This window comes from Sphingopyxis sp. (assembly GCF_019459305.1).
GTDB lineage: Bacteria > Pseudomonadota > Alphaproteobacteria > Sphingomonadales > Sphingomonadaceae > Sphingopyxis.
Genome location: NZ_JAIBES010000151.1, coordinates 1 through 26859, shown reverse-complemented (window position 1 = coordinate 26859; position 26859 = coordinate 1). Strand labels below are relative to the sequence as shown.

Here is a 26859-nt window from a genome sequence, read left to right as displayed (position 1 = left end):
TCCACCGATATACTGCTATAATCCTCCATCCCCTAAACCCGGCGGCCCGCGCGCGCTATTGCCGTCGCCTGTCACCGCGTCATCCTGCAGCGCGACATCGCGCAGCAGCGGCTTCAGCGCCAGCGTCCCCAGCCGTACCCGCGGGGTTGCCTTGCCCGGCACCGCGGCAATCGCGAAATCGCCGTCCAGCCGCAGTGCCGCCGCCGAAGCTTTGCCCAGCCGCACCGTGTAGCGCCCGTAAGCGACCCCTTCGAACAGGAAATAGCCATCGAACTCGGTCAGCGTCGTGGCGCGCACGCGCCCTTCGGCGTCGATCAGCTCGAGGCTCAGCCCCTCGATCGGGTTGCCGCCGTCGCGGCGCAGGGTTCCTTCGATTTCGCCCGCCGCAACCATCGGCAGGGCGACCCGCGTCGCAACGCCGGGTCGCGGCGTGACCACCACGCCCGGCAGTGCGGGCTGAACATAGGGATCGGGCAGGCTACCGGCGTCGATGCCGATCAGCACCGGGCGGAAGGGTTCGAGACCGTCGATCGTCCCCTGACCATCCTTGCCGGTCGCTTGTTCGATATTGGCATGGCCCGCGGTCAGCGGCACCCCCGCCAGCGCCGCTTCGCTCGGCTGGCGGACGCCATCGCCATTATCGTCCATCCACACGTCGGCGATCACCTGGCCGCGGCTTGCGAGCTTTTCGCTCGACACGCGCCAGCCCCCGTTCGGCTTTGCTCCCAGGCTGAAGGCGAGCGACAGCGACGCCGCGAGCGATCCATCGCTCGCCACTTCGCCAAAGCCGCTCAGCTGCATGCGATTGAAACGGCGTGTATATCCGGCGCCAACGCGCGCGCGTTCGAGCCCGCGATCATAGCCGAGCTCGGCGCGCCATTCGGCGTCGCCCCCAGATCGTCCGGCGCCCGCCCATTCGCCGACCAGCGCCACGCGCGTATCGCTGCTGTCGCCCGACAGCGCAAAGCGCGCCTCACCACGCAGGCGGACGCGCCCGATCCGGGCATTGGCGAGCAGGCTGGCGGTCAGATTGTCGGGCGGGTCTGGGCCGATCGGCGCCTTGGTGCGGCTCCAGTCGAGCTGGCCGGTAAAGGTCAGCGCCCGGAAACTCGCCGACGCGCGTGCGCTGGCCTCGATATTATCGATCCCCGACCGTCGTTCGATATGGCGAACATCGAAGTGGAGCGGCAGCACGGTCTGTCCCAGTTTGACCGATTGATCGACCGAGATCGAATAGAGACCATTGATATTGCTTATAAAACGGTCCGAAACAAAATCGTTCCAGCCGCGCATCGCATCGGCGCGGACATAGGTTTCGCCGGACGCCGCGAGCCAACTCGCGCGCACCGCACCACCGCCATCGTCGGCTTGGGAGGCGCCGACTTCGAGCAAGGTCGGCCCGATCGAGCGGCGCAGCGCCACCTCGGCATAATTGCGCCGGACGTCCTCGATCATCAGGCTGTGGGCATGAGCCGCGACCGACGTGCGCGTATCGAGCCCGCGCTCGAGCCCCAGCGTCCCGCGCCAGCCGCGCCGGAACGGCCCACGCCGCCGACCGCCGAACTCGATCAGGTCTGCATTTTCCTGCGCGAACCCCGCCCAATACCAGGTCTGCTGAGGCGGGATCGAATCCATCCCCACCTGCACCTGTTTGATTTCGCGCCGGATTTGGCCCTGCGGACCATAAAGCACGATTTCGAAGCGGTTTGATCCATATTGCAGCGGCACGTCGAGAAATTCATAGCGACCATCGCCATTGGGGCTGGTGAACGCCAGCAATTGACCATTGCGATAGAGTTCGGCGTCCCACCCGGATGGCAGATCGCCGCGGAAGGTCGTTTTGTCGAAACTGTCGGGGCGTTCGATCGGGCGATTGGTCACCACCGCGCCGCGTCCGGGCGCCGACGACGCGACCGCGCCTGTCGCCAGCAGGCTGACATCGCCGACCGCATAATGCGTCGCCTTCAGCGGCCCGAGCAGCCGCCCCTCGGGATCGGTGCGATACAGCCGCATCCGCAGGCTGTCGGGTACCCCTTCATTGTCAGACGACAGCCGCGCGTCGAAACTCTGCCCCAGCACCTCGCCCGCCGCAAAAACCTCGTAGCGCCCCTGGATATAGGAACCGCCGCGCTTGTCCGACACGAACCCGGCCGACGCAACGACATCGACCGACGGCGTCGCCCATGCCTGATACGGCCGCGACGCCTGCGGCAGGCTGGCGAGGTCGAATTTCGCCTGCGGCCTGATCCCCGCCGCGCGCGCGCGCCGTTCGGCGGCGAGCTGGAACGGCAGCTTATCCTTCGATTCGATTCGCAGCACCGCGTTCGACAGGTCGGCGACGATCGGCACCCCCAGCCAGGCGTTCAAACTATCGAGATCGACGCACCAGCCCGCGGGCGTGTCGCGGATCATCTGTGCGGAGAGCCGGAAACTCTGGCTGCCCGCGCGCACTTCGCCCGCACTACGGTCGATCATCAGGCTGCGCCGCTCGTCGAACACCCAGCCGGTTGCGCGGCGCAACTTCTTGTCGACACGCACCGCCAGGTCGAGCGCGAGCACGACATCGGCCAGGTCGACGCAAATCCCTTGCGGCGTCTGGTACCCGCGCACCCCGTCGCCGAGCCGATATTGCCCCGACCGCATGTCGAACAGCCAGCTGTCGTCTTCGTTCGGCGCCCAGTTGTCGGCCGCCAGCGAAACCGGCGCTTTATCAACGGCCTGAGCGCCAGCGGGAACCAATCCCACCAGCGCCAGTCCGGCAAGGATCGCCGGTTTCCATCGGGTCAGCGCCGCGCGGATCACGGCTTTGGCTTTCGCCCCGTCCTTAAACCGTCACTTCACCACCCGCTCGGCCTCGTCGATCGTGCCGCCACCGATTTCGCGGTCCTCGGTATAGCGGATGCGCACCGGGCCTTTCAGCTTGGCGGCGAGTTCGGGTGGGACGCGCAGCGAAACCTCGCGCGCGCCAACCTCAGGATAGACCGCGATGCCGCGCGCGCGCAGCAACGGCTCGCTCGCCCCCGGCCGCGTGACCTCGATATCGCCATAGACCGAGCGGTTGCCCGTCCGCGTCAGCCCGAAATTGAACGCCGGGCCGTCGGGCGTCTCGGCGACCCATGCGTCGCCGATCACCGCCTCGGCGCCGAGATCGCCAACGCGGACGATCACCGGGATGGTGATGCCGTAAATCGGGATCAGCGCAATCGACACGCCCGTCGCCGCGGGCTTGGCGGCATCGGCGGCCACCGCGGCGGCCGCATCGGGGACGGCGCGAAACAACATATGCGCGCGATATTCGCCTGGCGGCGTGCCTTCGGGAATCCGCACCCCGACGCGGATCACCTGCGGCTGATTGGGCGGCAGGGTGACGCGGCGCGGGCTGAACGCGATCATGCCGAGCGCGGTGCGCTCGGCCGGGGTGGCGTCCTCCTCGGTGATCTCGTCGAGCCCGCCGACCGCGGTCATCCGCTTGATCTCGAGGCTGATACGATAGGTCGCGGGCTCGGCGCCGATATTGTTCAGCACCACCTCGGTCCCGCGCGAACCGTCGAGCACGACGCGCGTCGGCGCGACGAGCAGGTCGCCCGCTGCCTGAACCGGCTCCGTCACGACGCCGAGCAAAACGACAGAAAGCAGGCCGAAGCCTTTGAAAAAGCGTAGCATGGATACGATCCCCACAATCGTTTGTCCGGAAAGGCCCACACCCTTCCGATGGTCGCATCCTGCCTGCGCCAACATGGTTGATATTTTGCTAACCATGGCCGTCACTTGCATGTCCATCACTTGGACGCCGCGCATAGAAAAGGGGTCGCCAGACCTGCGCCGGGCGACCCCTTGATTGGCTGGCGGGCTATTCAGCCCGCCATATCCCCCAACTTATTGGTAGTCGGCAGTCACGTTGAACGTGCCGGTATAATCGCCCGCCGCCTGGTTGGCGCCGACGCTCAGCGTGCCGCCGACCTGAAAGCTGCCGCCCGTCGCGCCGAGCGTGATGTTCGCCGCCGAGTAGGTCAGCGACGAGGTCATCGTGCCGCCGAGCGAGCCGGCGAGCGAAACACTGGAATCGCCACCGACGAGGACCACGGCGCCCTCGGTGCCTTCAACGTCGAAGCTGGCGGCGGTCGCCGTACCAAGACAGCTCAGGGTTGCACCGCAAGTACGGACACCGGCAGTCGAAACCGCGACCGTCGAGGCCGACGCACCGCTGATGATCGTCGCATATTGCAGGGCGCTGGTGTTGGTCAGCGTGATCTGACGAAGGATCTTGGCCGTGGCCGTACCCGTTGCCGAAGCCGCATGCGCCGCCGGGGCGTTCAGCGCGAGAGCAGCAATCGCGGCGCCGACGATGGCGCGCTTCATTCCAAATTTGCGCATATGTTTGGTCCCTTAATTCGAAAACTGATTGTCGAAACGCGAATGGATTTCCCACCCCATTCGATGACTTGTTTAACGGACGACAGGTTCAGCTTTTGCCAGCAAGCTTGGTTAACGGCGCAGTAGGAATTGGCCCGCCTTACCCGTGGTAAGCGAGTTAAATCAGGGTTTTAGCCTGATGTTGAGACGGTCGTGGGGACCGCTTGTCTGTCTTTAACGGCCCGGACTGGCACAAATTAAGTGCGCGGCGCCAGCTCGAATCGGTGAAAGGAGGATTTCGCGCAGAGGCCGCAGAGAATCTGAAATCATCTCTCTGCGTCCTCTGCGACCTCTGTGCGAATCAAATAGCAACTGAAGCGGATCAGATCGCCTCGCCGCTCAGCCGCTGACAAATCATATCAAGCTGATCGAGCGACGCGAACTTCAACGTCAGATTGCCCTTGCCGCCCCCCGCATATTGAATCGCCACGCCAATCCCGAGCAGCTCGGACAAGTGGCGCTCGACCGCGACGATGTCGGGGTCGCGCCCGGCACCATCCATGCTGTTATATTCCAGCGGCGCCTTGCGCCCGCCGCCCTTACCCTCGCGCACCAGCGCTTCGACCGCGCGCACCGACAGGCCTTCCTTGACCACGCGCCGCGCAATCGCTTCGGCATCTTCGGCGCCGATCAGCGCCCGCGCATGCCCCATCGCCAGCGATCCGTCGCCGACCAGCGCCTGCACCGTGTCGGGCAGGTCGAGCAGCCGCATCAGATTCGCGACATGGCTGCGCGATTTGCCGACCAGCTTGGCCAGCGCTTCCTGATTATGCCCGAAATCGTCGATCAGGCGGCGATAGGCGCCCGCTTCTTCGATGGCGTTGAGGTCCTGGCGCTGGATATTTTCGACCAGTGCGATTTCATAGGTCGCGGCATCGTCGAGTTCGCGCACCAGCGCCGGAATCTGGTGAAGCCCGGCGCGCTGCGCCGCGCGCCAGCGCCGCTCGCCCGCCACCAGCTGGTAGCCGTCACCGTCGGGAGCGCGGCGCACGATGATCGGCTGCAACAGCCCGCGCAGCCCGATCGAATCGGCAAGCTCCGAAATGGCGTTGTCGTCGAAATGACGCCGCGGCTGGCCGGGCAGTGGGCGGATCGACCCCAGCGGTACATGCTGCACCGCGTCGCCCGACACCGTCGGCACCGCCTTTGCGGCACTTCCAGCCGTCGCCAGCACCGGTGCTTCGGCCGCCACATCGCCGAATAGTGCGTTCAGCCCGCGCCCCAGCCCCGACGGGCGCTTGCGCGCTGGTGAAGATCCCGTTTCGTCTTGTTTATCAACCATTTATGCAGCCTTGCGGACGTTGGGCAGGCGATCGATCAGCTCGCGCGCCAATGCGATATACGCCGCGGACCCGGCGCAGCGATGATCATATATCAGCGCCGGTAGGCCATGGCTCGGCGCTTCGGACAGGCGGACGTTGCGCGGGATGACGGTGTCGAAAACCACCGGGCCAAGCACCTCGCGCACATCGTCCGACACCTGATCGGTCAACCGGTTGCGGCGATCGAACATCGTCAGCGCCACGCCCAGGATCGACAATTTCTGGTTGAAACGCTCGCGCACCCGCTCGACCGTCGTGAGCAGCTGGCTCAATCCTTCGAGCGCAAAAAATTCGCATTGCAGCGGCACGATCAGCGATTCGGCGGCGATCAAAGCATTGAGCGTCAGCATCCCCAGCGACGGCGGGCAATCGATCAGGCAGATATCCCACTGCGCCGCGTCCGGTCCCGACAGCGCCTGTTGCATCCGGTGCAACCGGTCCTGAAATTCGATCAGCTCGATCTCGGCCCCCGACAGGTCAACCGTCGCAGGCACGATGTCGAGCCGCGGCACCGCGGTCGGGATCGCGCATTCGCGCAAGGTCGCATCGCCGCGTAGCAGCTCGTAACTCGAATATTCGCGCTGTGCCTGCTTGATTCCCAGCCCGGTCGAGGCATTGCCCTGCGGATCGAGGTCGATGATCAGCGTCCGCCAGCCGGTCGCCGCGAGTGCGGTCGCCAGGTTGATCGCGGTCGTCGTCTTGCCAACCCCGCCCTTCTGGTTCGCCACGCAAATGCGGATCATGCTTTTCCTCGCTTCTTATCCGTGATTTGCCCGGTTCCGACCAGAATCTGGCTGTCGGCGTCGGTAAGGCTTTGTTCCACGTGAAACAGATTCTGCCATGCCTGCGGCAACAACGCCAGTTCCTTAACCGCATTTCGCCCCTTTGGCAGCAGCCAGCGCGTCGATTCGGTGGAAAAACGGGCGGACAAGTCGATCAGCTTATCGAGCGGCGCAAAAGCGCGCGCGCTGATCGTCGCTGCGGCGCGCGTTTCGATGCGTTCGAGTGGCGCCTCGATGATCTCGACATGCGCCAGCGCCAGTTCGCTGACCACCGCGCGCAGGAAATCGCACCGCCGCTTGCGCGATTCAACCAGCATCATCGGCCGCTCGCGCAGCAGCGCGACGACGATCCCCGGCAAACCCGGCCCGCTCCCCAGGTCGAGCCACAGCCCGTCGCGATCGCGATCGAGCGCCAGCAGCTGCGCGCTGTCGGCGATATGCCGCACCCACAAGATCGGAATCGTCGACGCGGCGATCAGATTTTGCTGCGTACTCTCGGCCACCAGCATCGCCGCAAATCGCTCCAGCCGCGCCCATTGATCGGCTGACGGAGCAAAGGTTTCCTCGATCCAGTCGCGCGCCGCCGGCTCACTGCCCAGTGTCGTGTCACCGTTGTCCATCATCCACATTCCATTCCGTCATTCCCTCGCAAGCAGGAATCCCCGTTCCCTTTTTCGGCGCCTTTGCGAGATCCCATAAAAATTCACGCAAAGGCGCAGGGGCGCCAAGAAATAGCCCGTATTCGGGCCAAGATGAATTTCCCACACCATGACACAAAAATACTGGGACGAACGGCGACTACACCCATCGGAATTAAGCTTCGCGCGATACCCGAAACCGTCCGCCGCAGACGAAACCGCCGTCTTTGTGTCTTTGTGTGAGGTTCCAATATCCTGCCGCTACGGTCTCACGCCGCCCGCCGCCGACTATGCACCATGATCGCGGTCAACGCCGCCGGGGTCACCCCATCGATCCGCGCTGCCTGACCCAGAGTCTCAGGCCGCGCCTTGCCCAGCCGCTCGACCATCTCGCGCGACAGCCCGCCGATCGCCGCATAGTCGAGCGCCGGATCAAGACTGATCGCCTCGTTGGCCGCCAGCGACCGCAGTTCGGCATCTTGCCGCGCAATATAGGGTGCATAATGCGCATCCTCGACCAACTCGGCCAGGATCGTCGGATCGATCGCATCGAGTTCGGGTGCGAGTTGCGCCAAGGTCGCAATCGACACATCGCGAAACCGAAGCAGCTCGATCCGGGTCCGCGCGATGCCGTCGCCCGGGATGCCCATGCCGATCGTACCATAGTCGGTGCTTGTCACCGCCACGGCAAGCAAGGCTTGGACTTTTGCGCGCGCCGCCTGCCGCGCCGCGAACAGCGTCGCGGTTGCTGGTCGCACCAAACCGAGATCGATCCCCTTTGGCGTCAACCGCGTCGCGGCATTGTCGGCGCGAAGCCGCAGCCGATATTCGGCACGCGCGGTGAGCATGCGATAGGGTTCGGTCACCCCCTGCAATACGAGGTCGTCGACCATCACCCCAATGTAGGATTCGGAACGGTCGAGGATCAGCGGTGCCTGCTCCAGCACCGCCAGCGCCGCGTTGGCGCCCGCGACCAGCCCCTGCGCCGCCGCCTCTTCATAACCCGTCGTGCCGTTAATCTGTCCCGCACAATAGAGACCGGGCATCGCGCGCACCTGCAAAGTGCGGTCGAGCGCCCGCGGGTCGATATGGTCATATTCGACCGCATAGCCCGGCACGACCATCTCGACCGCTTCCAGCCCTTCCATCGTCCGCAGCATGCTCAATTGAACATCGGCAGGTAGCGAGGTCGAAATGCCGTTCGGATAGACGAGATGGTCGTCCAGTCCTTCGGGCTCAAGAAACACCTGATGCCCGTCGCGGTCGGCGAAGCGGTGGATCTTGTCCTCGATCGACGGGCAATAACGCGGCCCCGCCGCCCCGATCGCGCCGGTGAACAGCGGCGAACGATGAAGATTGTCGGCGATGATCCGGTGCGATTCGGCGTTGGTGCGCGTGATCGCGCAAAAAATTTGCGGCACCGAACGCGCGTTGTTCCACGTGGAACAGGTCCAGGTCCCGCCGTCCGACGGCTGTTCTTCCAACCGCGCCCAGTCGATCGTTCGACCGTCGAGCCGCGGCGGCGTCCCGGTCTTGAGCCGCGCCATCGGCAAATTGGCAGCGCGCAACTGCTCGGCGAGCCGATGCGCGCCATCCTCACCGATACGCCCGCCAATCATCCGCTCCTCGCCGCGAAACATCCGCCCGCCCAGGAAAGTACCAGTGGCGAGCACGACCGCGGGCGCGTTCAGTGACGTGCCGTCGCCAAGTTCAAGCCCTTCGACAACCGCTCCATCATCGGACAGACTCAGCGCCGCCGCTTCGCCCGCAATCACCGTGATGCCATCCTCGGCCGCGAGCAGTTGCTGGATCGCATCGCGATAGCGCTTCCGGTCGGCCTGGATCCGCGGCCCCTGCACCGCCGCGCCCTTCGACGCATTGAGCATCCGGTAATGGATCGCCGAGCTGTCGGCCGCGCGCGCCATCCAGCCATCAAGTGCATCGACCTCGCGCATCAGATGCCCTTTTCCGAGCCCCCCGATCGCCGGATTGCACGACATCGTCCCGATCAGAGCCGGATCAAAACTGACGAGCGCCACCCGCGCGCCAAGCCGCGCCGCCGCGGCGGCTGCCTCGGTTCCAGCGTGGCCCCCGCCGACGACGATGACATCATATATTCTACTGCTATGCATGATTGGGTCGGCGCATAGCCGAAAGCCCATGTGAAATCCACCGCGCGAAGCGCGCTAATAAAGCTCACACAGAAAATGGGCGTACCAGTTTCGCTCTGAAGCGCTGTTCCACGTGGAACATCACTTTCCGATGCAGAAACGTCCAAACAGCGTGTCGAGCATGTCTTCCACCCCTGCGCGCCCGGTGATTCGGTCGAGCGCACCGCTCGCGAGCCGCAGCCGCTCGGCGAGCAGGATCAGGTCGGACGCTTCGCGCGACCCCGCAGCAATCCGCAGCCAATCGCGCGCCTCGCCTAGCGCGGCGCGCTGCCGCTGCCGGAGCGCCGCCTCGCCATCGCGCGGCAACAGCGTTCGCGCCCTCTCTACGATCATGCGATGCAGCGCCTCCATTCCCTCCCCCGTCGCCGCCGACAGAATCAGGTCGCAAAGTCCCGCCTCGGCCTCCGCCGCCGCATCGCCGCGCCACCGATCGGCCTGCGCCGCGATCAGGATCGCGCGCGGGTGGTTCGGGACAGCCTTCGGCGCCCCCAGCCAGAGCAGAATATCCGCCGCCTCGACAGCCGCCTTCGCGCGATCGATCCCGATCATCTCGATGTCGTCGGCACTTTCGGAACGCAGCCCCGCCGTATCCGAAAAGCGCATCGCGATCCCGTCGAGCGCCAACGGCGTCTCGATCACATCGCGCGTCGTCCCCGCCACGGGCGATACGATCGCCAGCTCACGCCGAGCTAACGCATTGATAAGTGTAGATTTCCCGGCATTCGGCGGCCCGGCGATCACCACCGACAACCCCTCGGAGATCACCTCCGCCGCGGGCCGCGCCAGCCACCCGGCCAGTTCTTTACTCAAATCCGTCATTCCAGCGATCAACTTTAGAGTGACAGTTTCGCCAACTTCGACGTCATCCTCATCGGCGAAATTCAGTTCCGCCTCGGCTGCCGCCATCAGCGTCAGCAACCGGTCCTGCCACCCCGCGACCGCCCGCGACACATGTCCACTTGCCATGCCCAAAGCCTGCACCCGCTGACTTTCCGTCTCGGCGGCCAGCAAGTCGGCCAACCCTTCCGCCTCGGCCAGATCGATCCGCCCGCTGAGGAACGCCCGCCGGGTAAATTCTCCCGCTTCGGCGCGCCGCAACCCCGGCAGCGCCGTCAGCGCTGCCTCGACCGCGGCGACGACCGCCCGCCCACCATGCAGGTGCAGTTCGGCCAAATCCTCGCCCGTCGCTGTCGCCGGACCGGGAAACCACAGGATCAGCGCGCGATCGAGGGGCTCCCCGTTCATGGTCTTGATCTCGGCGAGCGTCGCCCGCCTCGCCGGGGGCAAACGCCCTGCCAGCACCTGCAACGCCGCACCCGCCTGCGACCCACTGACGCGAACGACGGCAATCGCCGCCGGCGGCATCCCGCTCGACAGGGCAAAGATCGTGTCGTTTACGCTGTCTTGATTCAGCTCTTGCGCCCCCGCGCCGGCTTGTCGTCGTCCGTGGCAGCCGGTTTGCTAGCGCCGCCCATCAGCCCACCGCCAAACTGACCGAGCAGCGACTGGACCAGCCCCAACCCGCTCTCGCCCATCGGCACCCAGGTCTTGACCATCGCCTGCACCATGTCGGGGGTAATCCCCTTCGCCATCAGCTCCTTGACGCGGTCGAGATAGACATCGTGCAGCGGCTCCAGATCGGGCAGGCCGAACAGCTGCCGCGCTTCCTGGGGGGTGCAATCGATCTCGATATTGAACTTCATCGCCTGTCTCCACCCCGATAAACCGGTAAGCCGCTTGAGCCATGCCCGCAGCCCCGCTAGCTTCGCGCTTTCAACGCCATTTAGCAAGAGTCAGGAACCCCCTCATGTCCGCGACGAACATCACGATCCCCGCGCTTGACGGCACGAATGCCATCCCCGCCTATGTCGCGCGCCCCGATGCCGATTCGTCGCGCGCGATCATCGTCATTCCCGAAATTTTTGGGGTGAACGCGGGGATTCGCGAAAAATGCGACGATTGGGCGGCGCAGGGTTATCTGGCAATCGCTCCAGACCTGTTCTGGCGCTTTGCGCCGGGAGTCGAGCTTGATCCCGATGTCGAGGCGGAGTTGCAGGAAGCCTTCGGCTATTTCGGCCAATATGATGCCGACGACGGGGTCAAGGATATCGAGGCGGCGATCCGCTGGCTCCACGCGCAGGGCGCCACCAAGGTCGGCTGCGTCGGCTTCTGCCTCGGCGGTCGGCTAGCCTATATGGCGGCGGCGCGCACCGACGTGAACGCGTCGGTCGGCTATTATGGCGTGATGATCGACCAGATGCTGAACGAAAGCCATGCGATCGCGCATCCGCTGATGCTGCATATCCCGACGGCCGATCATCTCGTCGGCCCCGAAGCACAGGCGAAGATGCACGAAGGGCTCGATTCGCATCCCAAGGTCACCCTCCACGATTATGAAGGGCTCGATCATGGCTTTGCCGCAACCGGCGGCAATCGCCGCGATGAAGCGGGCGCTCAGCTCGCCGACGGCCGCACCAAAGCCTTTTTCGCCGAGCATCTGGCATGAGCGCCACCGATCTTGCCCATACGGGGGTCGCGGCCTGGCACGCCTATATGGAAGGCGGCGGCGACTCGCAGACGCTCCGCGATATGCTTGCCGAAGATGCGGTGTTCCACTCGCCCGTCGTCCATTCGCCGCAGGCTGGCCGCGACAAGGTCTTCGCCTATCTCCATGCCGCCAGCCATGTGCTCGGCGGCGACGATTTCCGCTACGAGCGCGAGATCATTGACGGCGACCAGGCGATGCTCGAATTCGCGACGACGCTCGACGGCATCCATATCAACGGTGTCGACATCATACGCTGGAACAACGACGGAAAAATCATCGATTTCAAGGTGATGGTGCGCCCGCTCAAGGCCATCAACAAGGTCTGGGAGAAGATGGGAGAAATGCTCGCCGCGCAGGGATAGCGCTCGCGCCGCGCTAGATCAGCATCAGCGCCGCGAGCTCGCGGTAGAGGTGCGGCGGCAGGTCGGCAACGCCGTCATGCTCGGCCATGCCCTTGGGCGCGTCGTCATCGGCCAGATAGCGCCACCCCTGATGCGCGCGCTTTGACAGCGGCGGCAGTATTTCCAGATCTTGCGAACACACGATGTCGACGCGGCCATCCTTGCGATCATCGAAGCGCAAAATCTGCTGCCGCGCGACGATGCGGTGCTTGATGATCCAGTGCAGGTAACCGCCAACCAGCTCGTCCATCCGCTTGGGCCGCATCCGCGTCGGCACGCGCAACTCACCATCGCGCACGCGCGTCGCCACCCGGCGCGCGAACGTCTCGACATGCGCGCAACCGACCGCGACCTTGGTGAGATGGAGTGGGGACATCGAGCCTAAATGGTGCGGGAACGACGAAAAACCAAGCCGGCACGCCGCGATAGTCTCGACGCCGACGGGTATCTGACCAGTCGGCGTCGGGACATTTATGCTGTCTAGCCCAGCAAGGTTCCGAGCCCGACCGACGGATCGACCCAGCCGTCGTAGATCATCTTGACCGCGACATAGACGATAACCGCAAGGCCGAAATACGCGATCCAGCGATACCGCTCGATGTACTTGGCGATAATGTTCGCCGCGACGCCCATCAGGATGACCGCGACGATCAGGCCGACGATCATGATCCCCGGATGCTCGCGCGCCGCACCGGCGACCGCAAGGACGTTGTCGAGGCTCATGCTGACGTCGGCAATAGCGACCGCCCAGGCGGCGGCGGCAAAACTCTTGGCGGGTTTCAGGCCCGAATGCTCGTCACCTGCGACTTCGGGCGATCCGGCCGAATGGGCGCCCTCCCGAAGTTCGCGCCACATTTTCCACGCGACCCAGGCGAGCAACAAGCCGCCAACGAAGATCAGCCCGACGATCTGTAGCAATTGCGTGACGACCAGCGCAAAGGCGATGCGCAGCACCAATGCGGCCAGCACCCCGATGATGATCACCTTGCGGCGCTGGTCGGCGGGCAGGCCTGCCGCGAGCGCGCCGACGACGATCGCATTGTCGCCCGCCAGCACGAGGTCGATCAGCAGCACCTGCATAAAGGCTGCCATTGCCGCAGGTTCGGTAATGTTCGAAAAATCATTGACGATATGGCCCCACATCTCGCTGGGGCCACCCAGTCCCTGTGCAGCCGTGGTGGCAGCGGTCAACAAAAGGTCAATCACACAGGCTCTCCGAAATATTGCACGACAGGCATGGGGTCATAAAAATGATGCAACAGCGTCCGCCACGCGTCATATCGATCCGAGCAGCGAAAACCGTCACGATGGTCTTCCATGCGGTCCCAATGCACGATCAGCAAGTAGGTTTCCACCGCTTCGCACCCGCGCCGCACTTCCATACCCAGAAATCCGGGCGACGCGGCGACAAGCGGGCGCGCTTTGGCCAAAGCGCGTTCAAACGCAGCGCCTTCGCCGGCACGAACCTGCAACAGCGCGTGCTCGACGATCATGCCGCGCGCATCCGGCCTATTGGTTCATCGAATCGAAGAAATCCTCGTTGGTCTTCGAATCCTTGATCTTGTCGAGCAGGAATTCCATCGCATCGATAGTGCCCATCTGCATGAGGATGCGGCGCAGCACCCACATTTTGCTGAGCTTGTCCTTCTCCATGAGCAACTCTTCCTTGCGCGTGCCCGACTTGCCGACGTCGAGCGCCGGGAAGATGCGCTTGTCCGCGACCTTTCGGTCGAGGACGATTTCGGAGTTACCCGTGCCCTTGAATTCTTCAAAGATCACTTCGTCCATGCGGCTGCCGGTATCGATCAGCGCGGTGGCGATGATCGACAGCGACCCGCCTTCCTCGATATTACGCGCGGCGCCGAAAAAGCGCTTGGGGCGCTGCAACGCGTTGGCGTCAACGCCGCCGGTCAGCACCTTACCCGACGATGGCACAACGGTGTTATAGGCACGGCCCAGACGCGTGATCGAATCGAGCAGGATGACGACATCCTTTTTGTGCTCGACGAGGCGCTTGGCCTTTTCGATCACCATTTCGGCGACCTGGACGTGACGCGTTGCGGGTTCGTCAAAGGTCGAGGAGACGACCTCGCCCTTCACGCTGCGCTGCATGTCGGTGACTTCCTCGGGTCGTTCGTCGACCAGCAGGACGATAAGATACACCTCGGGGTGGTTATCGGTGATCGCTTTGGCAATATTCTGCAGCAGCACGGTTTTACCCGTGCGCGGCGGCGCGACAATCAGCGCGCGCTGGCCCTTGCCCTGCGGGCTGATGAGGTCAATCACCCGCGCCGACTTATCCTTGACGGTCGGATCAACGGTGTCGAGCGAAAGCTTCTGGTTCGGATAAAGCGGGGTCAAATTGTCAAAATTAACCCGGTGACGGACGACATCGGGATCGTCGAAATTGACGCTGATCAGCTTGGTCAGCGCAAAATAGCGTTCGCCGTCGCGCGGCGCGCGGATCTCGCCCTCGACGGTGTCGCCGGTGCGCAGGCCATGTTTGCGGACCTGGTTCGGTGAGACATAGATGTCGTCGGGACCGGCGAGATAATTGGCTTCGGACGAACGCAGAAAACCGAACGAGTCCGGCAACACTTCGATCGTACCCGAGCCGATGATTTCCTCATCCTCGGCGACCTCTTTGAGGATCGAAAACATCAGATCCTGCTTGCGCAGCGTCGAAGCGCCTTCGACCCCCAGTTCCTCGGCCATTTCGACCAGCTGGGCGGGCGATTTCGTTTTGAGTTCTTTAAGATGCATGGATGGATTCCAGGTGAATTTCAGGACAAATGGCAGTCGATTTTCATTGCACCGCTGGGGTGCCTATCCGGCCGTGGGACGACCGTTTGCGATAGTTTCGGCACTTGCGAAGCGCCGCCCGACTGGCGGGATTGACACGGCCCCTATAACCGCCGCGGGAGCAAGTCAATCGGACCTGCGCCAGGAACAGCGGATATCAGGGCCGAACGACCGCCAGGATGACGATGATCGCGGCGGCCACACCGGGAACTTCGTTGAGCAGCCGGAGCTGCTTTTCGGTGAGCGGCCGCTGACCCTGTTGCAGCTTCTTGAAATAGCCGATCATCCAGCCGTGGTAGCCCGACAGCGCAAACACCAGGATGAATTTGGCGATGAACCAGGTCTCGCCCCAATAATTGCCGTTGAAGGCGAGCAGTAACCCGAGCACCCAGACGATCGTCAGCGACGGGTTCAGGATGATGCGGCGCAAGCGGTCTTCGCGCTCGATCCACTTTTTATCCTCGTCCGATCCGACGGCACATTGGTGGTGATAGACAAAGAAGCGTGGCATCATGAACAGGCCGGCCATCAGGAAGATGACAAAAATAATATGCGCCGCTTTGACCCAAAGCATCGTCGCCCCCAGAAATCCTGCCCAGTCTGCCATTTTATCCGCCGCGAACCCGTCTGATCAGATGCTCGACATGGGCGATCGGCGTGTCGGGGACGATGCCATGGCCGAGGTTGAAGATATGGGGACGCGCCGGGAAAGCCGCAAGGATACGATCGATCGCGGCGTCCAGAGCCGCGCCGCCCGCCACCAGCGCCAGCGGATCGAGATTGCCCTGCACCGGCAGATGTTGCGGCAGGACGCGGTCGGCCCAGTCGGGATCGACGGTTTCGTCGAGACCGAGCGCATCGACCCCGGTCTCATCGGCATAGGCGCGCAGCTTGCCGCCGGCGCCCTTGGGAAAGCCGATCACCGGCGTGTCGGGATGCATCGCCTTCAGGCGGCGGACAATTTCCGCGTTCGGGGCGATCACCCAGCGTTCGAATTGCGCCGGGCTCAAGCTGCCGGCCCAGCTGTCGAACAACTGCACCGCCTCGACGCCATGTTCGATCTGCCCCGACAGGTAGATTACGGTAATATCGACGATTGCATCGATGATTGCCTGGAACGCCGCGGGGTCGCCATATGCCAGTCGCCGCGCTGCGGCCTGATCCTTCGACCCCTGCCCCGCCACCATATAGGTCGCGACGGTCCAGGGGCTTCCGGCAAAGCCCAAAAAGGTCGTCTCAGCAGGGAGCGAAGCGGCGACGCGAGCCACGGTCGCATAAATGGGGTCAAGCCGTTCCGGCGCCGCTTCGAGTTGCGCCAGTGCGCTATCGACCAGCGGCGGGGCCAGCCGCGGCCCCTCGCCTGCCTCGAACCATAATTTCTGTCCCAGCGCGTGGGGGACGATCAGGATGTCTGAAAACAGGATCGACCCGTCGAACCCGAACCGCCGGATTGGCTGTAGGGTGACTTCCGCCGCCGCTTCAGGATCATAGCAAAGCTCGAGGAAACCGCCCTTGGTTTCCCGCAGCGCGCGATATTCGGGAAGATAGCGCCCGGCCTGACGCATCAGCCACAAGGGCGGGCGTTCCTGCCGCGCCCCGCGCAGCACCGCCAGCAAACTCTTCGGTGACGCCTTCACACGGCCCCTCTTTCTCTCTGCAATAGAATATTAGATAATATTGTGGTGGTTTGTTGGTCGGCGAACAGCGCGGCTTTAGGCGGAGGCGTCGTTTTTGCCAACAGCTTGACTCTCATCATGCCACGCTTTGCTCCAGAGTCGCGACCCGCTATGCCCCTAATCCACAGCCTGTGGATAGATTCCATCCCATGTGGACAAGTGATCGGGCGGAATCGGCAGCGTCGGGGATGAAACCCCCGTCCCCATTTGCTCCCCACGCTTGTCCAAAACTTATCCACAGGCCGCTTTTCGATACCTCGAACCTGATCCGGGATTGCCTTTTTCTGCAGCTTCCCTCCATGGTGCCGCGATGGGCCGGCTTCACCTTCATCTCATATCGGACTCCACGGGCGAGACACTCGAAAATATCGCCAAGGCGGCGATCGCGCAGTTCGACGATGTCGAGGTGGTGCGCCATTTCTGGCCGATGGTGCGATCGGAATCGCATCTCGACCGGATCATGGCCGAAGTGCAGGCGAGTCCGGGGATGATCCTGTTCACGCTGGTCAATGGCGACCTGCGCGTCAGCCTGGAGCGCCGAGCCGGGGCACTCAACCTGCCGCTCGTCCCCGCACTCGACGCGGTGACCGATGCGCTGTCGCGGATGCTGGGCCAGGAAGCGAAAGCGCGCCCGGGGCGTCAGCACCAGCTCGACGCTGCTTACTTCGCGCGGGTCGAGGCGATCCAGTTCACCGTTGCGCACGATGACGGCATCGGCTGGGAAAATTGGGAACAGGCCGACATCGTTCTTGCCGGGGTGTCGCGGACATCGAAGACCCCGACCAGCATTTATCTGGCCAATCGCGGCTTCAAGACCGCGAACATCCCGATTGTCCCTGAATCGCCGCCGCCCGAGGCGCTGTATCGACTGAAACGCCCGATGATTGTTGGGTTGACGACTGGGCTCGACCGACTGGTGCAGGTGCGGCGCAACCGGCTGCTGTCGCTCAACCAGGCCCCCGAAACCGCCTATGTCGATGATGAACGGGTGAAAGCCGAGCTGGCCTATGCCCGGCGCATGTTTGCAGACAATGGTTGGCCGGTGATCGATGTCACGCGCCGCTCGATCGAGGAAACCGCGGCGGCGGTGATCAAGCTGGTCGAGGACCGCGGCGCCGCATGACCCTTCTCTTGGCCTCGCAAAGCAGCGGCCGCGCCGCCATGCTGCGCGCCGCCGGGCTCGAATTCGCGACGACTGCGGCGCATGTCGACGAGGAGGCGCTCACCGCATCGCTGCTCACCGCGGGCCAGACGCCGCGCAATATTGCCGATGCCCTCGCCGAGGCCAAAGCGGTAAAAATTTCATCGCGGCTGCCCGGCGTGACCGTCATCGGCGCCGATTCGACGCTCGCGCTCGACGACGGCACGATGCTTTCGAAACCCGAGACGCCCGAAGAGGCGGCCGATCATCTGCGCCGCATGGCGGGGACGCGGCACCGCCTGTTCAGCGCCGCGGTCGCCGCGCGCGACGGCGCCCCGGTCTGGCGCGCGATCGGCGAGGCGAAGCTGTGGATGCGCCCCTTGTCCGACGCCTTCATCGCCGCCTATGTCGCGCAGCATTGGGACAGTATCCGCTGGACCGTCGGCTGTTATGAGATCGAGGGAGCAGGCGTGCAATTGTTCGAAAAGGTTGAGGGCGATCCCTGGACAATCATCGGCATGCCGATGCTCCCGCTGCTGGCGTGGCTGCGGGCAACCGGATTGGCTACATCATGAGCAGCACCCCTTATGCCGAGGTGATCGGCGACCCGATCGCACAATCGAAATCGCCGCTGATCCATAAATTCTGGCTCGATGCACTCGGTCTTGCGGGCGACTATCGCCGCGCGCACATCAAAGCCGACGCGCTCGCGGCCTTTATCGACCAGCGGCGTACGGATCCCGATTGGCGCGGTTGCAATGTCACCATCCCGCATAAGGTCGCGGTGATGGATCTGGTCGATGACCCCGGCAATATCCGCGGCACGATCGGCGCGATGAACACGATCGTGCGCCAGCGCGATGGGTCGGTGATCGGCACCAACACCGATGCGGCCGGATTCTATGCACCGCTTGCCGAGACCGATCTTTCGGGTGCCCCGGTTATCGTCGTCGGCGCGGGCGGCGCGGCGCGCGCGGTGCTGTTCGCGCTTGCGCGCGCCGGGGTGGGGCATGTGACGATTCTCAATCGCAGCCCGCTGAAGGCAATGGGGCTGCTCGCGACCTTTGGCTTGAAAGGCGAGGTACTCGGTCTCGAGGCCCAGCTGCCGCCGGCCGCACTGCTGGTCAATTCGAGCAGCCTCGGCATGGCCGGCCAGCCACCGCTCGACCTCGATCTGTCTGCGCTGCCCGACGATGCGATCGTTTACGACTTAGTCTATGCTCCGCTCCAGACCGGGCTGCTCAAAGCCGCCGCGGCGCGTGGGCTCGACACCGTCGACGGGCTCGACATGCTGATCGGCCAGGCCGCGCTTGCCTTCGAGCTGTTCTTCGGCGCCGCGCCGCCCGAAGGTCGCGACGAGGAATTGCGCGCGCTGCTGACCGCATGACGCATCGGCCGCGCCCCGGTTCGCGGCTGCGGCGGCCGTTCATTCTCGGTCTCACCGGCTCGATCGGGATGGGCAAGTCGACCGCGGCGGCGATGTTCGAGCGCGAAGGCGTGCCGGTGTTCGACGCCGACGCCGAAGTCCACCGATTGCAAGGCCCGGGCGGCGCGCTCGTCGCGGCGATCGAAGCGCGCTTTCCCGGCACGACCGGTCCCGGCGGCGTCGACCGGCAGAAACTTGGCGGGCTGGTGCTCGGCAACCGCCACGAGCTCGCGGCGCTCGAGGCGATCGTCCATCCGGAGGTGTTTCGGGCGCAGAAGAAATTCCTTGCCCGCCACCGCGCCCGCGATGTCGTTGTGCTCGACATCCCGCTCTTGTTCGAAAAGGGTGGCTGGCGCCGCGTTGGCGCGATCGCGGTCGTGTCGGCGCCAACGTGGATGCAGACCAAGCGGGTGATGCGCCGGCCGGGGATGACCTACGGCCGGCTGAAGGCGATCCGCCGCCTGCAGGTTCCCGACCGCGTCAAGCGTGCGCGCGCTGATTTCGTCATCGACACGGGCGGACCCAAAAGCGAGACGCATCGCCAGATTCGCGCCATCGCCTCTTGTTTCCGCGCCCGATAGGGTCCAGATTGATCGCTCAATGCGAGAGATAATCTTCGATACGGAAACCACGGGATTCGATCCCAAGACCGGGGACAGGCTGGTCGAAATCGGGTGTATCGAACTGGTCGACCGCCGCGAGACCGGCCAGACCTTTCACGCCTATTTCAACCCCGAACGCGACATGCCCGCCGCTGCCGAAGCGGTGCACGGCCTGTCGATCCAGTTTCTGTCGGACAAGCCGTTGTTTGCCGAGCGCATCGACGAGCTGATGGCCTTTCTCGGCGACGCGCCGCTGATCGCGCACAATGCCGTCTTCGACTTTGGTTTCGTCAATGCCGAGCTGGCGCGCGCCGGGCGCCCCGCGCTCGACATGGCGCGGATGTGCTGCACGGTGCAGATGGCGCGCAAGCTCCACCCCGGCGCCAAACACAGCCTCGACGCACTTTGCACCCGCTACGGCATCGACCGCAGCCACCGCGTCAAGCACGGCGCACTGCTCGATGCCGAACTGCTCGCTCATCTTTACATCGAAATGACCGGCGGGCGGCAGATCGGGCTGGGGCTGGCCTCGTCTGCCGCCGGTTCGGCGGCGGCGTCCCCATCCTCCCCCATGGCAGCGCGCGGCCATGACCGTCCGTTTCGCGAACCCAGACCCCATATGGCATCGGCCGCCGATCTGGCGCGCCATGCCGCCTTTGTCGCAGGGCTCAACCAGCCGCTGTGGCTCGATACGGTGTGATGACGCTCCCTTGATGTCATCGCATCGGACATAGCAGGAGAAGAAAAATGGAAATCCGCGTCTCTGGCCACCAGATCGAAACCGGCGAAGCGCTGCAGGCGCATGTGTCGGATCGGATGAACGCGATTGCCGACAAATATTTCTCCCGGGCGATCGGCGCGCACGCGATCTTTGGCAAAGGACCGCACGACAGTTTTCAGTGCGACATCGTTGCGCATGTGATGCAGGGGCTGGTGCTCAAGGGGCATGGCCAGGCGCAGGACGCGCATGTCGCGTTCGAGGGCGCCGCCGAACGTATCGAAAAGCAGCTCAGGCGCTACATGCGGCGCTTGAAAGACCATAACAACGGTGTGGCAGTGCCATCGCCGACGGTCGACGAGATTGAGGATAACGCAGGCTATACGGTGTTCGACGCCGGCAACGATGAAGATGCCGGCGACTCGCCGGCGATCATTGCCGAAACGCGCGTCGATATTCCCAGCAGCAGCGTGTCCGACGCGGTGATGATGCTCGACCTGCGCAACACCAACGCGCTGCTGTTCGTCAACAGCAAGACGGGTGCGCATAATATGGTCTATCGCCGCGACGACGGGACGATCGGCTGGGTCGAACCACGATAAGGCTGGATTTTGTTCGCCAACCGGCATAAGGGCCGCGCCCAACAACGTCCTATGCCGGTATGGCGGGGCGCCGGTCCGACCGATCCGCAATCCATTGCCCAGGAACGGCCGGCCCCGTCGCCCGGCGGCTACACAGATTTGACCAGACCCATGAATCTTTCTTCCCTTCTTTATCCCGCGACCGTGCGCGCGCATGTGCAACTCGATTCGAAAAAGGCGCTGTTTCCCTTTGTGGGCGACCTCGCCAGCCGTTCGCTTGGCCTCGACGCGGGCGAGGTCAGCGAAGCGTTGCTCGAACGCGAAAGGCTTGGCTCGACCGGGTTCGGACGCGGTATCGCACTGCCGCATGCCAAGATGGCGGACCTCACCGGGGTGCGCGGGCTGTTTCTGCAATTGTCACGCCCGATCGATTTCAACTCGGTCGATGGCCTGCCGGTCGATCTGTTGTTCGTGCTGCTGTCACCGCTTGACGCCGGTGCCGATCATCTCAAAGCGCTCGCCGGGGTGTCGCGCATGCTGCGCAACGAAGCGATCGCCGAACGCCTGCGCGGGGCGAAAAACGACGAGGCCCTTTATGCGCTGCTCGCCGATACTGAAACGCGTGACGCGGCGTAACGCCGCAGCGCAAGCTTTCCCGTGACGCGGCTCACCAGCCGTTTTCTCGTCGACCTGTTGCTGCGCCGGACCGAATCGGCGGGCGGCTTTGCGACCGTCCTCGCCAAGGGCGACGAACATTCGGGCATCATCCTGGTCCAATGTACCGAGCGCGGGCAGCCCGGGCCGCTGCTTGAACGGCGTTTTTCCGCGACCGGCCACTATCTCTGGGAGGCTGTCGGCCCTGATGACCCCAAAGATGGTGAATCGCGCGCCAACTATCAGGACCGGCGGCAAAAGGCGGATCCCGATCTGTGGATTGTTGAACTGGACATCGCAGATGCGCCACGACTCGTCGCGGAATGGGCCGCATTAACTTGACTCTGTTGCGGTGCAACATAAGTGGCGCGCATTCGATAACGCGTAGGTCGCTCCGTCGGTTGCATCGCTCTGGCGATGCCCCGGAAAAACGGATTGGACACGCAGTCGGACGATGACCGCAGGCGGTATTGGGCCATAGCCCCCCACCTGTTTTGGAAGTTTCGGTTCATCGGCCGCACTTTTGACGGACACTATGAGTCGTATTTTGAACGTGGCCAGCGTGGCTGCCGTCGGCATGACTGCCGCCACCATGCTGCTTTTGGCGGAACCCGGCTTTGCAAGCGATCTTGCTGCCGACGCTAATCTTCCCGCCCTGATCGCACCCAGCGTCGAGACGCCGGTTGTCGCTGAACAGGCGGATCTGTTGATCAAGGCCGATGCGCCGATCGATGGCATCATCGAAAATACAGACGAAACGCCGAACCCGGATTCGAAACCGGCCCCGGTCAACGCCGAATCGCTCGCCGCGCTGGTCGCCGCGACCCCCCGTCCTGCGGACATGGATCCCGAGCTGCGCTGCCTTGCCGGCACCGTCTATTTCGAGTCGCGCGGCGAATCGCTCGTCGGCCAGCTCGCGGTCGCGCATGTTGTGATCAACCGCGCCCAGTCGGGCCGCTTCCCCAAAAGCCTGTGCGGCGTCGTCCATCAGCGCAGCCAGTTCAGCTTTGTGCGCGGCGGCAAGATGCCGGCGATCCGCGAGGGCGCGCAGTGGAACAACGCGATCGCGATCGCGCAGATCGCCCGCGACGGCAGCTGGAAGAATCATGCGCCGGGCGCGCTGTTCTTTCATGCCCGCTACGTCTCGCCGGGCTGGCGCAAGACGCGCATCGCGCAGATCGACAACCACATCTTCTATCGCTGAGGCGCAAGACGCCGCGCCGCGGCAGCACCGCATTCATTGCCAAGCCATATTTGGTGGCGCATGATGCCCCAATGACGCGTCAAATTTCTGTCGTCCTGCTCTGTGCAGCGGCGCTTTCGTTCGGCGGCTGTGCCACCGCGGTGCCGCCGGTCGAGGTTACTCGTTTCCATAATGCCGTGCCTAACTGGGCGCCGGGGACGCGCTACGCCATCGCAACCGCACCGCTCGACGGCCCGGGCGGGGGTATGCCGTCGATCGAATGGAACAGCTATCGCGCCGCGGTCGATCAGCAATTGCAGCGTCAGGGACTGGTTGCGGCGGGCAGCAATGAGCGTGCGCCGCTGCTGGTCCGCGTCGCCTTTGAGCGGAGTGAACAACCGAGCGCGGGACGCCGATCGCCGGTATCGGTCGGGGTTGGTGGTTCGACCGGCAGCTATGGGTCGGGCGTCGGGCTCGGCATCGGCCTCAATCTCGGTGGCGGTCCCAGGCGGATGGCCGATCACCAGCTTTCGGTCCGCATCGATGATGCCGCGACCGGCCAGGCGTTGTGGGAAGGCCGCGCGCTTGCGGCGATCCCCGTCAAAGCGCCCGCGTCGCAGCCGTCGCTCGCCGCGGCAAAATTGGCCGAAGCCTTATTCAAGGACTTCCCCGGAGAATCCGGACGCACTATCAGCGTCCCATGACCATCACCATCAACGCCGCTTTCGACAGCGGCAACATCGTCGTGGATTCGATCGACGGCACCGCGGCGCGCCTTTCGATCCGCAAGGACCGCGAATCCGACTTTTTTCAATGGTTTCACTTCCGCGTTTCGTGCGCGGTCGGCGACGCGCTTGAGCTGGCGATCACCGGGCTTGATGCCTCAGCCTATCCCGATGGCTGGTCCGGCTATGCGGCGTGCGCGAGTTATGACCGCGACTATTGGTTCCGCCTCGACACCAGCTACGATGCCGGTACGCTGACGATCCGCCACACCGCCGAAAGCCCGATCCTCTACCTCGCCTATTTCGCGCCCTTCTCGATGGAGCGTCACCACGACCTCGTCGCCTCGGTCGCCGAGTGCGAAGGCGTCACCTATCGCTGCCTCGGCACCAGCCTCGAAGGCCAGCCGATCGACTGCCTCGAATTGGGAACCGGCGATACGCAGGTGTGGCTCTATGCGCGCCAGCATCCCGGCGAGAGCATGGCCGAATGGTGGGTCGAGGGCGCGCTCGAAAAGCTCACCGACCCCGCCGATCCGCATGCGCGTTCGCTGCTCAACAAATGCCGCTTCCACATCGTGCCGAACATGAATCCTGACGGGTCGTGCCGGGGCCATTTGCGCACCAATTTCGCCGGGGTGAACCTCAACCGCGAATGGGACAATCCGACCGCCGCGCGTAGCCCCGAAGTCTTGTGTGTCCGCAACGCGATGGACGAGACGGGTGTCGACTGGGCGATGGACGTCCATGGCGACGAGGCGATCCCGGCGGTGTTCATCGCGGGCTTTGAAGGCATTCCGTCGCTGAAGCCCGAGCAGCTGGAAAAGTACAAGGGGTTCCAGACCGCGCTGGCGGCGAACACCCCCGATTTCCAGGTGGAACTCGGCTACAGCGAATCGGCGCCGGGCAAGGCAAATCTGTCGATGTCGACGACCCAGCTCGCCGAACGCTTTGGCGCGGTGTCGATGACGATCGAAATGCCGTTCAAGGACAATGACGACCTGCCCGATCCGGTCGCCGGTTGGTCGCCCGAACGCTCGAAGCTGCTGGCGCACGCGTGCCTCGCAACGCTCGATCAGATGCTGTGACGCCCAGCGCGCGGGAAGGCGGCTGGCGGATCGTCGAAGACGATCTGTCCGGCGCCGCGATCCGCGCGCTGCTCGAACAGCATTTCGCGGGGATGCTCGCCAATTCGCCCGCGGGCAGTTGTCACTTCCTCGACTTCAATGGCCTGAACGCCCCCGATGTGACCTTCTGGTCGATCCATGACGGTGATGCGCTGGCGGGGTGCGGCGCACTCAAAATGCTCGATGCCGGGCATGGCGAGATCAAATCGATGCGCACCGCCGACGCCTTCCTGCGCCGCGGCGTGGCCGCGCGCATGCTCGACCATATTATCGCCGAAGCGCATGGTCGCGGGCTCAAGCGGCTCAGTCTGGAAACCGGATCGGGCCCCGCGTTCGAACCCGCGATTGCGCTCTACCGCCGCTATGGTTTCGACGATTGCGCGCCCTTCGCCGGTTACAAGCCCGACCCGTTCAGCCGCTTCATGACGCGCGCGCTGTAGCAAAGAAAACGGGGTCCGGAAGGGACTCCGGACCCCGCTCACGATGCCCCGCAAGGCATGGATTCGCAGGCGCTTATGCCGCCTGCTTGTCCTCGACCAGCGTCGGGGTCGCACTGCCGCCGATCGCGATCTTATGCGGCTTCATCGCCTCGGGCACTTCGCGCACCAGGTCGATGATCAGCAGCCCGTCGGCCAGGTCGGCCGCGCTGACCCGCACGAAATCGGCGAGCTGGAAGCGGCGTTCGAAAGCGCGCGTCGCGATACCGCTGTACAGCAGCTGACGGCCTTCGCCTTCGGCCGCGGGTGCCTTGCGGCCGCTGACGGTCAGCATATTCTGCTGCGCAACGATCTCGATCTCGTCGCTCTTGAACCCAGCGACCGCGACGGTGATGCGGAAATGATCGTCGGCGATCTTTTCGATGTCGAATGGCGGATAATTTTCCGCGCCCGACCCGCTCGTTTCGAGGAAATCGAACAATCGGTCGAAACCGACGGTCGAACGGCGATAGGGGGTCCAGTCAAAACTGTTACGCATGGTCATTCTTCCTTTCTCAAAAGCGAAGTCAGGGACCGCGGCGGCGCGCCGCGATCGCCACCCGGCCCCGTTTCGGCGACCGGATGCTGCAAATCTGGGTGCGGGTGAAACCATTTCAAGAGGGGCATTGGCGTTCGTAGGAAAGCCACGCTAAGGGGCAGCGAAACCCTCCACCTGAAGGATCCGAAATGCCCCAGCTCATCCTCATCCGTCACGGCCAGTCGCAGTGGAACCTCGAAAACCGCTTCACCGGCTGGTGGGATGTCGACGTCACTGAAAAGGGCGCCGCCGAGGCGTGGGCGGCAGGCGAGTTGATGAAGGCCAAGGGCATCGCCCCCGACACCTGCTTCACTTCGGTCCAGTCGCGCGCGATCAAGACGCTCAATCTGGCGCTCGAGGCGATGGGACGCTTGTGGCTTCCCGTGACCAAAGACTGGCGTTTGAACGAGCGTCATTATGGCGGGCTGACCGGACTCGACAAGGCTGAGACCGCGGCGAAACATGGCGACGATCAGGTCAAGATCTGGCGCCGCAGCTTCGACATCCCGCCGCCGCCGCTCGAAGCCGGATCGCCATGGGATCTGTCGAGCGACCCGCGCTATGCCGGCATCGATATTCCCGCGGCGGAGAGCCTGAAGGATACGATCGAACGCGTGTTACCCTATTATGAAAGCGCGATCGTGCCGCAGCTGACCGCGGGAAAGACGGTACTGATCTCGGCGCATGGCAACAGCCTGCGCGCGCTGGTCAAACATCTGTCGGGGATTTCGGACGCCGACATCACCAGCCTCGAAATCCCGACCGGCCAGCCGATCGTTTACGAACTCAACGACGATTTGAACGCGCGCGAGCGCTATTATCTCAGCGAGCGGTAAAAGCGGCGTGACGCCCTTGCTTCGTCATACCCGCCGTCGCCGGGATGACGGGGGTCAAAGTGTACCCGGCATAGTCAGCTGGTAATATTTCCCGGACTGTCG

31 protein-coding genes are annotated in these 26859 nt (G+C 64.0%); 15 read left to right on the top strand and 16 right to left on the bottom strand.

What is annotated here, in order from left to right:
• Positions 1-15 precede the first annotated feature (15 nt).
• The 9 genes from K0M74_RS18775 to K0M74_RS18735 form a co-directional block, all read right to left on the bottom strand.
• Positions 16-2802 carry a collagen binding domain-containing protein gene (locus tag K0M74_RS18775; RefSeq protein ID WP_293975909.1) on the bottom strand — a complete coding sequence of 929 codons (2787 nt, stop codon included), beginning with the start codon at positions 2800-2802 and terminating at the stop codon, positions 16-18.
• Between the two features lie 30 nt (positions 2803-2832).
• On the bottom strand, positions 2833-3663 hold the full coding sequence (locus K0M74_RS18770; protein WP_293975907.1) for a molecular chaperone: 831 nt from the start codon (positions 3661-3663) through the stop codon (positions 2833-2835).
• 213 nt (positions 3664-3876) lie between these two features.
• The gene (locus tag K0M74_RS18765; RefSeq protein WP_293975905.1) at positions 3877-4374 is read right to left on the bottom strand and encodes a DUF4402 domain-containing protein; all 498 of its coding nucleotides are present in this window, start codon (positions 4372-4374) and stop codon (positions 3877-3879) included.
• A 361-nt stretch (positions 4375-4735) separates the two neighbouring features.
• Positions 4736-5695: a ParB/RepB/Spo0J family partition protein gene (locus tag K0M74_RS18760; protein WP_293975903.1), complete on the bottom strand. Its 960-nt coding sequence runs from the start codon at positions 5693-5695 to the stop codon at positions 4736-4738.
• Positions 5696-6478 (bottom strand): AAA family ATPase, encoded by a 783-nt coding sequence (locus K0M74_RS18755; RefSeq protein WP_293975901.1) that lies wholly within the window; start codon positions 6476-6478, stop codon positions 5696-5698.
• Positions 6475-7140, bottom strand: coding sequence for a 16S rRNA (guanine(527)-N(7))-methyltransferase RsmG (rsmG, locus tag K0M74_RS18750; protein WP_293975899.1), 666 nt, complete (start codon positions 7138-7140; stop codon positions 6475-6477). The genes K0M74_RS18755 and rsmG overlap by 4 nt, the downstream gene beginning before the upstream one ends.
• A 284-nt stretch (positions 7141-7424) precedes the next feature.
• Positions 7425-9287 carry a tRNA uridine-5-carboxymethylaminomethyl(34) synthesis enzyme MnmG gene (mnmG, locus tag K0M74_RS18745; protein WP_293975897.1) on the bottom strand — a complete coding sequence of 621 codons (1863 nt, stop codon included), beginning with the start codon at positions 9285-9287 and terminating at the stop codon, positions 7425-7427.
• A gap of 120 nt (positions 9288-9407) precedes the next feature.
• Positions 9408-10691 (bottom strand): tRNA uridine-5-carboxymethylaminomethyl(34) synthesis GTPase MnmE, encoded by a 1284-nt coding sequence (mnmE, locus tag K0M74_RS18740; RefSeq protein ID WP_293975895.1) that lies wholly within the window; start codon positions 10689-10691, stop codon positions 9408-9410.
• Between the two features lie 44 nt (positions 10692-10735).
• Positions 10736-11029: a DUF6489 family protein gene (locus K0M74_RS18735; protein ID WP_293975893.1), complete on the bottom strand. Its 294-nt coding sequence runs from the start codon at positions 11027-11029 to the stop codon at positions 10736-10738.
• Positions 11030-11133: 104 nt separating this feature from the next.
• Between K0M74_RS18735 and K0M74_RS18730 the strand changes: the two genes are divergently transcribed.
• Both K0M74_RS18730 and K0M74_RS18725 read left to right on the top strand, forming a co-directional pair.
• A complete protein-coding gene (locus K0M74_RS18730) occupies positions 11134-11832 on the top strand; it encodes a dienelactone hydrolase family protein (protein ID WP_293975891.1) in 699 nt (232 codons plus the stop codon).
• On the top strand, positions 11829-12236 hold the full coding sequence (locus tag K0M74_RS18725) for a nuclear transport factor 2 family protein (protein WP_293975889.1): 408 nt from the start codon (positions 11829-11831) through the stop codon (positions 12234-12236). Before K0M74_RS18730 ends, K0M74_RS18725 begins: the two co-directional genes overlap by 4 nt.
• A gap of 13 nt (positions 12237-12249) precedes the next feature.
• Here the strand turns inward: K0M74_RS18725 and K0M74_RS18720 are convergent, their stop codons facing one another.
• From K0M74_RS18720 to hemE, 6 genes are all read right to left on the bottom strand, one after another.
• Positions 12250-12651, bottom strand: a complete 402-nt coding sequence (locus K0M74_RS18720; RefSeq protein ID WP_293975887.1) for a DUF1489 family protein — start codon at positions 12649-12651, stop codon at positions 12250-12252.
• A gap of 104 nt (positions 12652-12755) precedes the next feature.
• Entirely contained in the window at positions 12756-13481 is a 726-nt protein-coding gene (locus K0M74_RS18715) for a TerC family protein (protein WP_293975885.1), read from the bottom strand.
• A complete protein-coding gene (locus tag K0M74_RS18710) occupies positions 13478-13768 on the bottom strand; it encodes an antibiotic biosynthesis monooxygenase (RefSeq protein WP_293975883.1) in 291 nt (96 codons plus the stop codon). Before K0M74_RS18710 ends, K0M74_RS18715 begins: the two co-directional genes overlap by 4 nt.
• A 16-nt stretch (positions 13769-13784) precedes the next feature.
• Positions 13785-15038, bottom strand: coding sequence for a transcription termination factor Rho (gene rho, locus K0M74_RS18705; RefSeq protein ID WP_088439868.1), 1254 nt, complete (start codon positions 15036-15038; stop codon positions 13785-13787).
• Between the two features lie 196 nt (positions 15039-15234).
• Complete coding sequence (locus K0M74_RS18700; protein WP_293975878.1) at positions 15235-15684, bottom strand: CopD family protein; 450 nt, start codon at positions 15682-15684, stop codon at positions 15235-15237.
• Position 15685: 1 nt separating this feature from the next.
• Entirely contained in the window at positions 15686-16714 is a 1029-nt protein-coding gene (gene hemE, locus K0M74_RS18695) for a uroporphyrinogen decarboxylase (RefSeq protein WP_293975876.1), read from the bottom strand.
• Positions 16715-17063: 349 nt separating this feature from the next.
• Here hemE and K0M74_RS18690 point away from each other — a divergent pair, with 349 nt between their 5' ends.
• From K0M74_RS18690 to K0M74_RS18635, 12 genes are all read left to right on the top strand, one after another.
• Entirely contained in the window at positions 17064-17876 is an 813-nt protein-coding gene (locus K0M74_RS18690) for a pyruvate, water dikinase regulatory protein (RefSeq protein WP_088439865.1), read from the top strand.
• A complete protein-coding gene (locus K0M74_RS18685; RefSeq protein WP_293975874.1) occupies positions 17873-18469 on the top strand; it encodes a Maf family protein in 597 nt (198 codons plus the stop codon). Before K0M74_RS18690 ends, K0M74_RS18685 begins: the two co-directional genes overlap by 4 nt.
• The gene (gene aroE / locus K0M74_RS18680) at positions 18466-19281 is read left to right on the top strand and encodes a shikimate dehydrogenase (RefSeq protein WP_293975872.1); all 816 of its coding nucleotides are present in this window, start codon (positions 18466-18468) and stop codon (positions 19279-19281) included. The genes K0M74_RS18685 and aroE overlap by 4 nt, the downstream gene beginning before the upstream one ends.
• Positions 19278-19901 carry a dephospho-CoA kinase gene (gene coaE / locus K0M74_RS18675; RefSeq protein WP_293975870.1) on the top strand — a complete coding sequence of 208 codons (624 nt, stop codon included), beginning with the start codon at positions 19278-19280 and terminating at the stop codon, positions 19899-19901. The genes aroE and coaE overlap by 4 nt, the downstream gene beginning before the upstream one ends.
• Positions 19902-19920: 19 nt before the next feature.
• Positions 19921-20622: a DNA polymerase III subunit epsilon gene (gene dnaQ, locus K0M74_RS18670; protein ID WP_293975868.1), complete on the top strand. Its 702-nt coding sequence runs from the start codon at positions 19921-19923 to the stop codon at positions 20620-20622.
• Between the two features lie 47 nt (positions 20623-20669).
• Complete coding sequence (raiA, locus tag K0M74_RS18665) at positions 20670-21242, top strand: ribosome-associated translation inhibitor RaiA (RefSeq protein ID WP_293975866.1); 573 nt, start codon at positions 20670-20672, stop codon at positions 21240-21242.
• 150 nt (positions 21243-21392) lie between these two features.
• Complete coding sequence (locus K0M74_RS18660; protein WP_293975864.1) at positions 21393-21857, top strand: PTS sugar transporter subunit IIA; 465 nt, start codon at positions 21393-21395, stop codon at positions 21855-21857.
• Positions 21858-21878: 21 nt separating this feature from the next.
• A complete protein-coding gene (locus tag K0M74_RS18655; RefSeq protein WP_293975862.1) occupies positions 21879-22217 on the top strand; it encodes a DUF1491 family protein in 339 nt (112 codons plus the stop codon).
• A gap of 235 nt (positions 22218-22452) precedes the next feature.
• On the top strand, positions 22453-23079 hold the full coding sequence (locus tag K0M74_RS18650; RefSeq protein WP_293975860.1) for a cell wall hydrolase: 627 nt from the start codon (positions 22453-22455) through the stop codon (positions 23077-23079).
• Positions 23080-23150: 71 nt separating this feature from the next.
• On the top strand, positions 23151-23762 hold the full coding sequence (locus K0M74_RS18645) for a DUF4136 domain-containing protein (RefSeq protein ID WP_293975858.1): 612 nt from the start codon (positions 23151-23153) through the stop codon (positions 23760-23762).
• Positions 23759-24868, top strand: coding sequence for a M14-type cytosolic carboxypeptidase (locus tag K0M74_RS18640; RefSeq protein WP_293975856.1), 1110 nt, complete (start codon positions 23759-23761; stop codon positions 24866-24868). Before K0M74_RS18645 ends, K0M74_RS18640 begins: the two co-directional genes overlap by 4 nt.
• A complete protein-coding gene (locus K0M74_RS18635) occupies positions 24865-25347 on the top strand; it encodes a GNAT family N-acetyltransferase (RefSeq protein ID WP_293975854.1) in 483 nt (160 codons plus the stop codon). Before K0M74_RS18640 ends, K0M74_RS18635 begins: the two co-directional genes overlap by 4 nt.
• Before the next feature lie 73 nt (positions 25348-25420).
• On the opposite strand, the gene K0M74_RS18630 is transcribed toward K0M74_RS18635, so the two are convergent.
• A complete protein-coding gene (locus tag K0M74_RS18630; protein WP_293975853.1) occupies positions 25421-25882 on the bottom strand; it encodes an Hsp20 family protein in 462 nt (153 codons plus the stop codon).
• 188 nt (positions 25883-26070) lie between these two features.
• On the opposite strand from K0M74_RS18630, the gene gpmA reads away from it, so the two are divergent.
• Positions 26071-26757, top strand: coding sequence for a 2,3-diphosphoglycerate-dependent phosphoglycerate mutase (gene gpmA, locus K0M74_RS18625; protein ID WP_088439852.1), 687 nt, complete (start codon positions 26071-26073; stop codon positions 26755-26757).
• The last annotated feature ends 102 nt before the right edge of the window (positions 26758-26859 follow it).

What these genes read in the sequence shown, in the direction of transcription:
- K0M74_RS18770 (WP_293975907.1), bottom strand. Translation starts at nt 3,663, where the DNA reads ATGCTACGCTTTTTCAAAGGCTTCGGCCTGCTTTCTGTCGTTTTGCTC.
- K0M74_RS18765 (WP_293975905.1), bottom strand. Translation starts at nt 4,374, where the DNA reads ATGCGCAAATTTGGAATGAAGCGCGCCATCGTCGGCGCCGCGATTGCT.
- K0M74_RS18760 (WP_293975903.1), bottom strand. Translation starts at nt 5,695, where the DNA reads ATGGTTGATAAACAAGACGAAACGGGATCTTCACCAGCGCGCAAGCGC.
- K0M74_RS18755 (WP_293975901.1), bottom strand. Translation starts at nt 6,478, where the DNA reads ATGATCCGCATTTGCGTGGCGAACCAGAAGGGCGGGGTTGGCAAGACG.
- rsmG (WP_293975899.1), bottom strand. Translation starts at nt 7,140, where the DNA reads ATGATGGACAACGGTGACACGACACTGGGCAGTGAGCCGGCGGCGCGC.
- mnmG (WP_293975897.1), bottom strand. Translation starts at nt 9,287, where the DNA reads ATGCATAGCAGTAGAATATATGATGTCATCGTCGTCGGCGGGGGCCAC.
- mnmE (WP_293975895.1), bottom strand. Translation starts at nt 10,691, where the DNA reads ATGCCGCCGGCGGCGATTGCCGTCGTTCGCGTCAGTGGGTCGCAGGCG.
- K0M74_RS18735 (WP_293975893.1), bottom strand. Translation starts at nt 11,029, where the DNA reads ATGAAGTTCAATATCGAGATCGATTGCACCCCCCAGGAAGCGCGGCAG.
- K0M74_RS18730 (WP_293975891.1), top strand. Translation starts at nt 11,134, where the DNA reads ATGTCCGCGACGAACATCACGATCCCCGCGCTTGACGGCACGAATGCC.
- K0M74_RS18725 (WP_293975889.1), top strand. Translation starts at nt 11,829, where the DNA reads ATGAGCGCCACCGATCTTGCCCATACGGGGGTCGCGGCCTGGCACGCC.
- K0M74_RS18720 (WP_293975887.1), bottom strand. Translation starts at nt 12,651, where the DNA reads ATGTCCCCACTCCATCTCACCAAGGTCGCGGTCGGTTGCGCGCATGTC.
- K0M74_RS18710 (WP_293975883.1), bottom strand. Translation starts at nt 13,768, where the DNA reads ATGATCGTCGAGCACGCGCTGTTGCAGGTTCGTGCCGGCGAAGGCGCT.
- rho (WP_088439868.1), bottom strand. Translation starts at nt 15,038, where the DNA reads ATGCATCTTAAAGAACTCAAAACGAAATCGCCCGCCCAGCTGGTCGAA.
- K0M74_RS18700 (WP_293975878.1), bottom strand. Translation starts at nt 15,684, where the DNA reads ATGGCAGACTGGGCAGGATTTCTGGGGGCGACGATGCTTTGGGTCAAA.
- K0M74_RS18690 (WP_088439865.1), top strand. Translation starts at nt 17,064, where the DNA reads ATGGGCCGGCTTCACCTTCATCTCATATCGGACTCCACGGGCGAGACA.
- K0M74_RS18685 (WP_293975874.1), top strand. Translation starts at nt 17,873, where the DNA reads ATGACCCTTCTCTTGGCCTCGCAAAGCAGCGGCCGCGCCGCCATGCTG.
- aroE (WP_293975872.1), top strand. Translation starts at nt 18,466, where the DNA reads ATGAGCAGCACCCCTTATGCCGAGGTGATCGGCGACCCGATCGCACAA.
- coaE (WP_293975870.1), top strand. Translation starts at nt 19,278, where the DNA reads ATGACGCATCGGCCGCGCCCCGGTTCGCGGCTGCGGCGGCCGTTCATT.
- dnaQ (WP_293975868.1), top strand. Translation starts at nt 19,921, where the DNA reads ATGCGAGAGATAATCTTCGATACGGAAACCACGGGATTCGATCCCAAG.
- raiA (WP_293975866.1), top strand. Translation starts at nt 20,670, where the DNA reads ATGGAAATCCGCGTCTCTGGCCACCAGATCGAAACCGGCGAAGCGCTG.
- K0M74_RS18660 (WP_293975864.1), top strand. Translation starts at nt 21,393, where the DNA reads ATGAATCTTTCTTCCCTTCTTTATCCCGCGACCGTGCGCGCGCATGTG.
- K0M74_RS18650 (WP_293975860.1), top strand. Translation starts at nt 22,453, where the DNA reads ATGACTGCCGCCACCATGCTGCTTTTGGCGGAACCCGGCTTTGCAAGC.
- K0M74_RS18645 (WP_293975858.1), top strand. Translation starts at nt 23,151, where the DNA reads ATGACGCGTCAAATTTCTGTCGTCCTGCTCTGTGCAGCGGCGCTTTCG.
- K0M74_RS18640 (WP_293975856.1), top strand. Translation starts at nt 23,759, where the DNA reads ATGACCATCACCATCAACGCCGCTTTCGACAGCGGCAACATCGTCGTG.
- K0M74_RS18630 (WP_293975853.1), bottom strand. Translation starts at nt 25,882, where the DNA reads ATGCGTAACAGTTTTGACTGGACCCCCTATCGCCGTTCGACCGTCGGT.
- gpmA (WP_088439852.1), top strand. Translation starts at nt 26,071, where the DNA reads ATGCCCCAGCTCATCCTCATCCGTCACGGCCAGTCGCAGTGGAACCTC.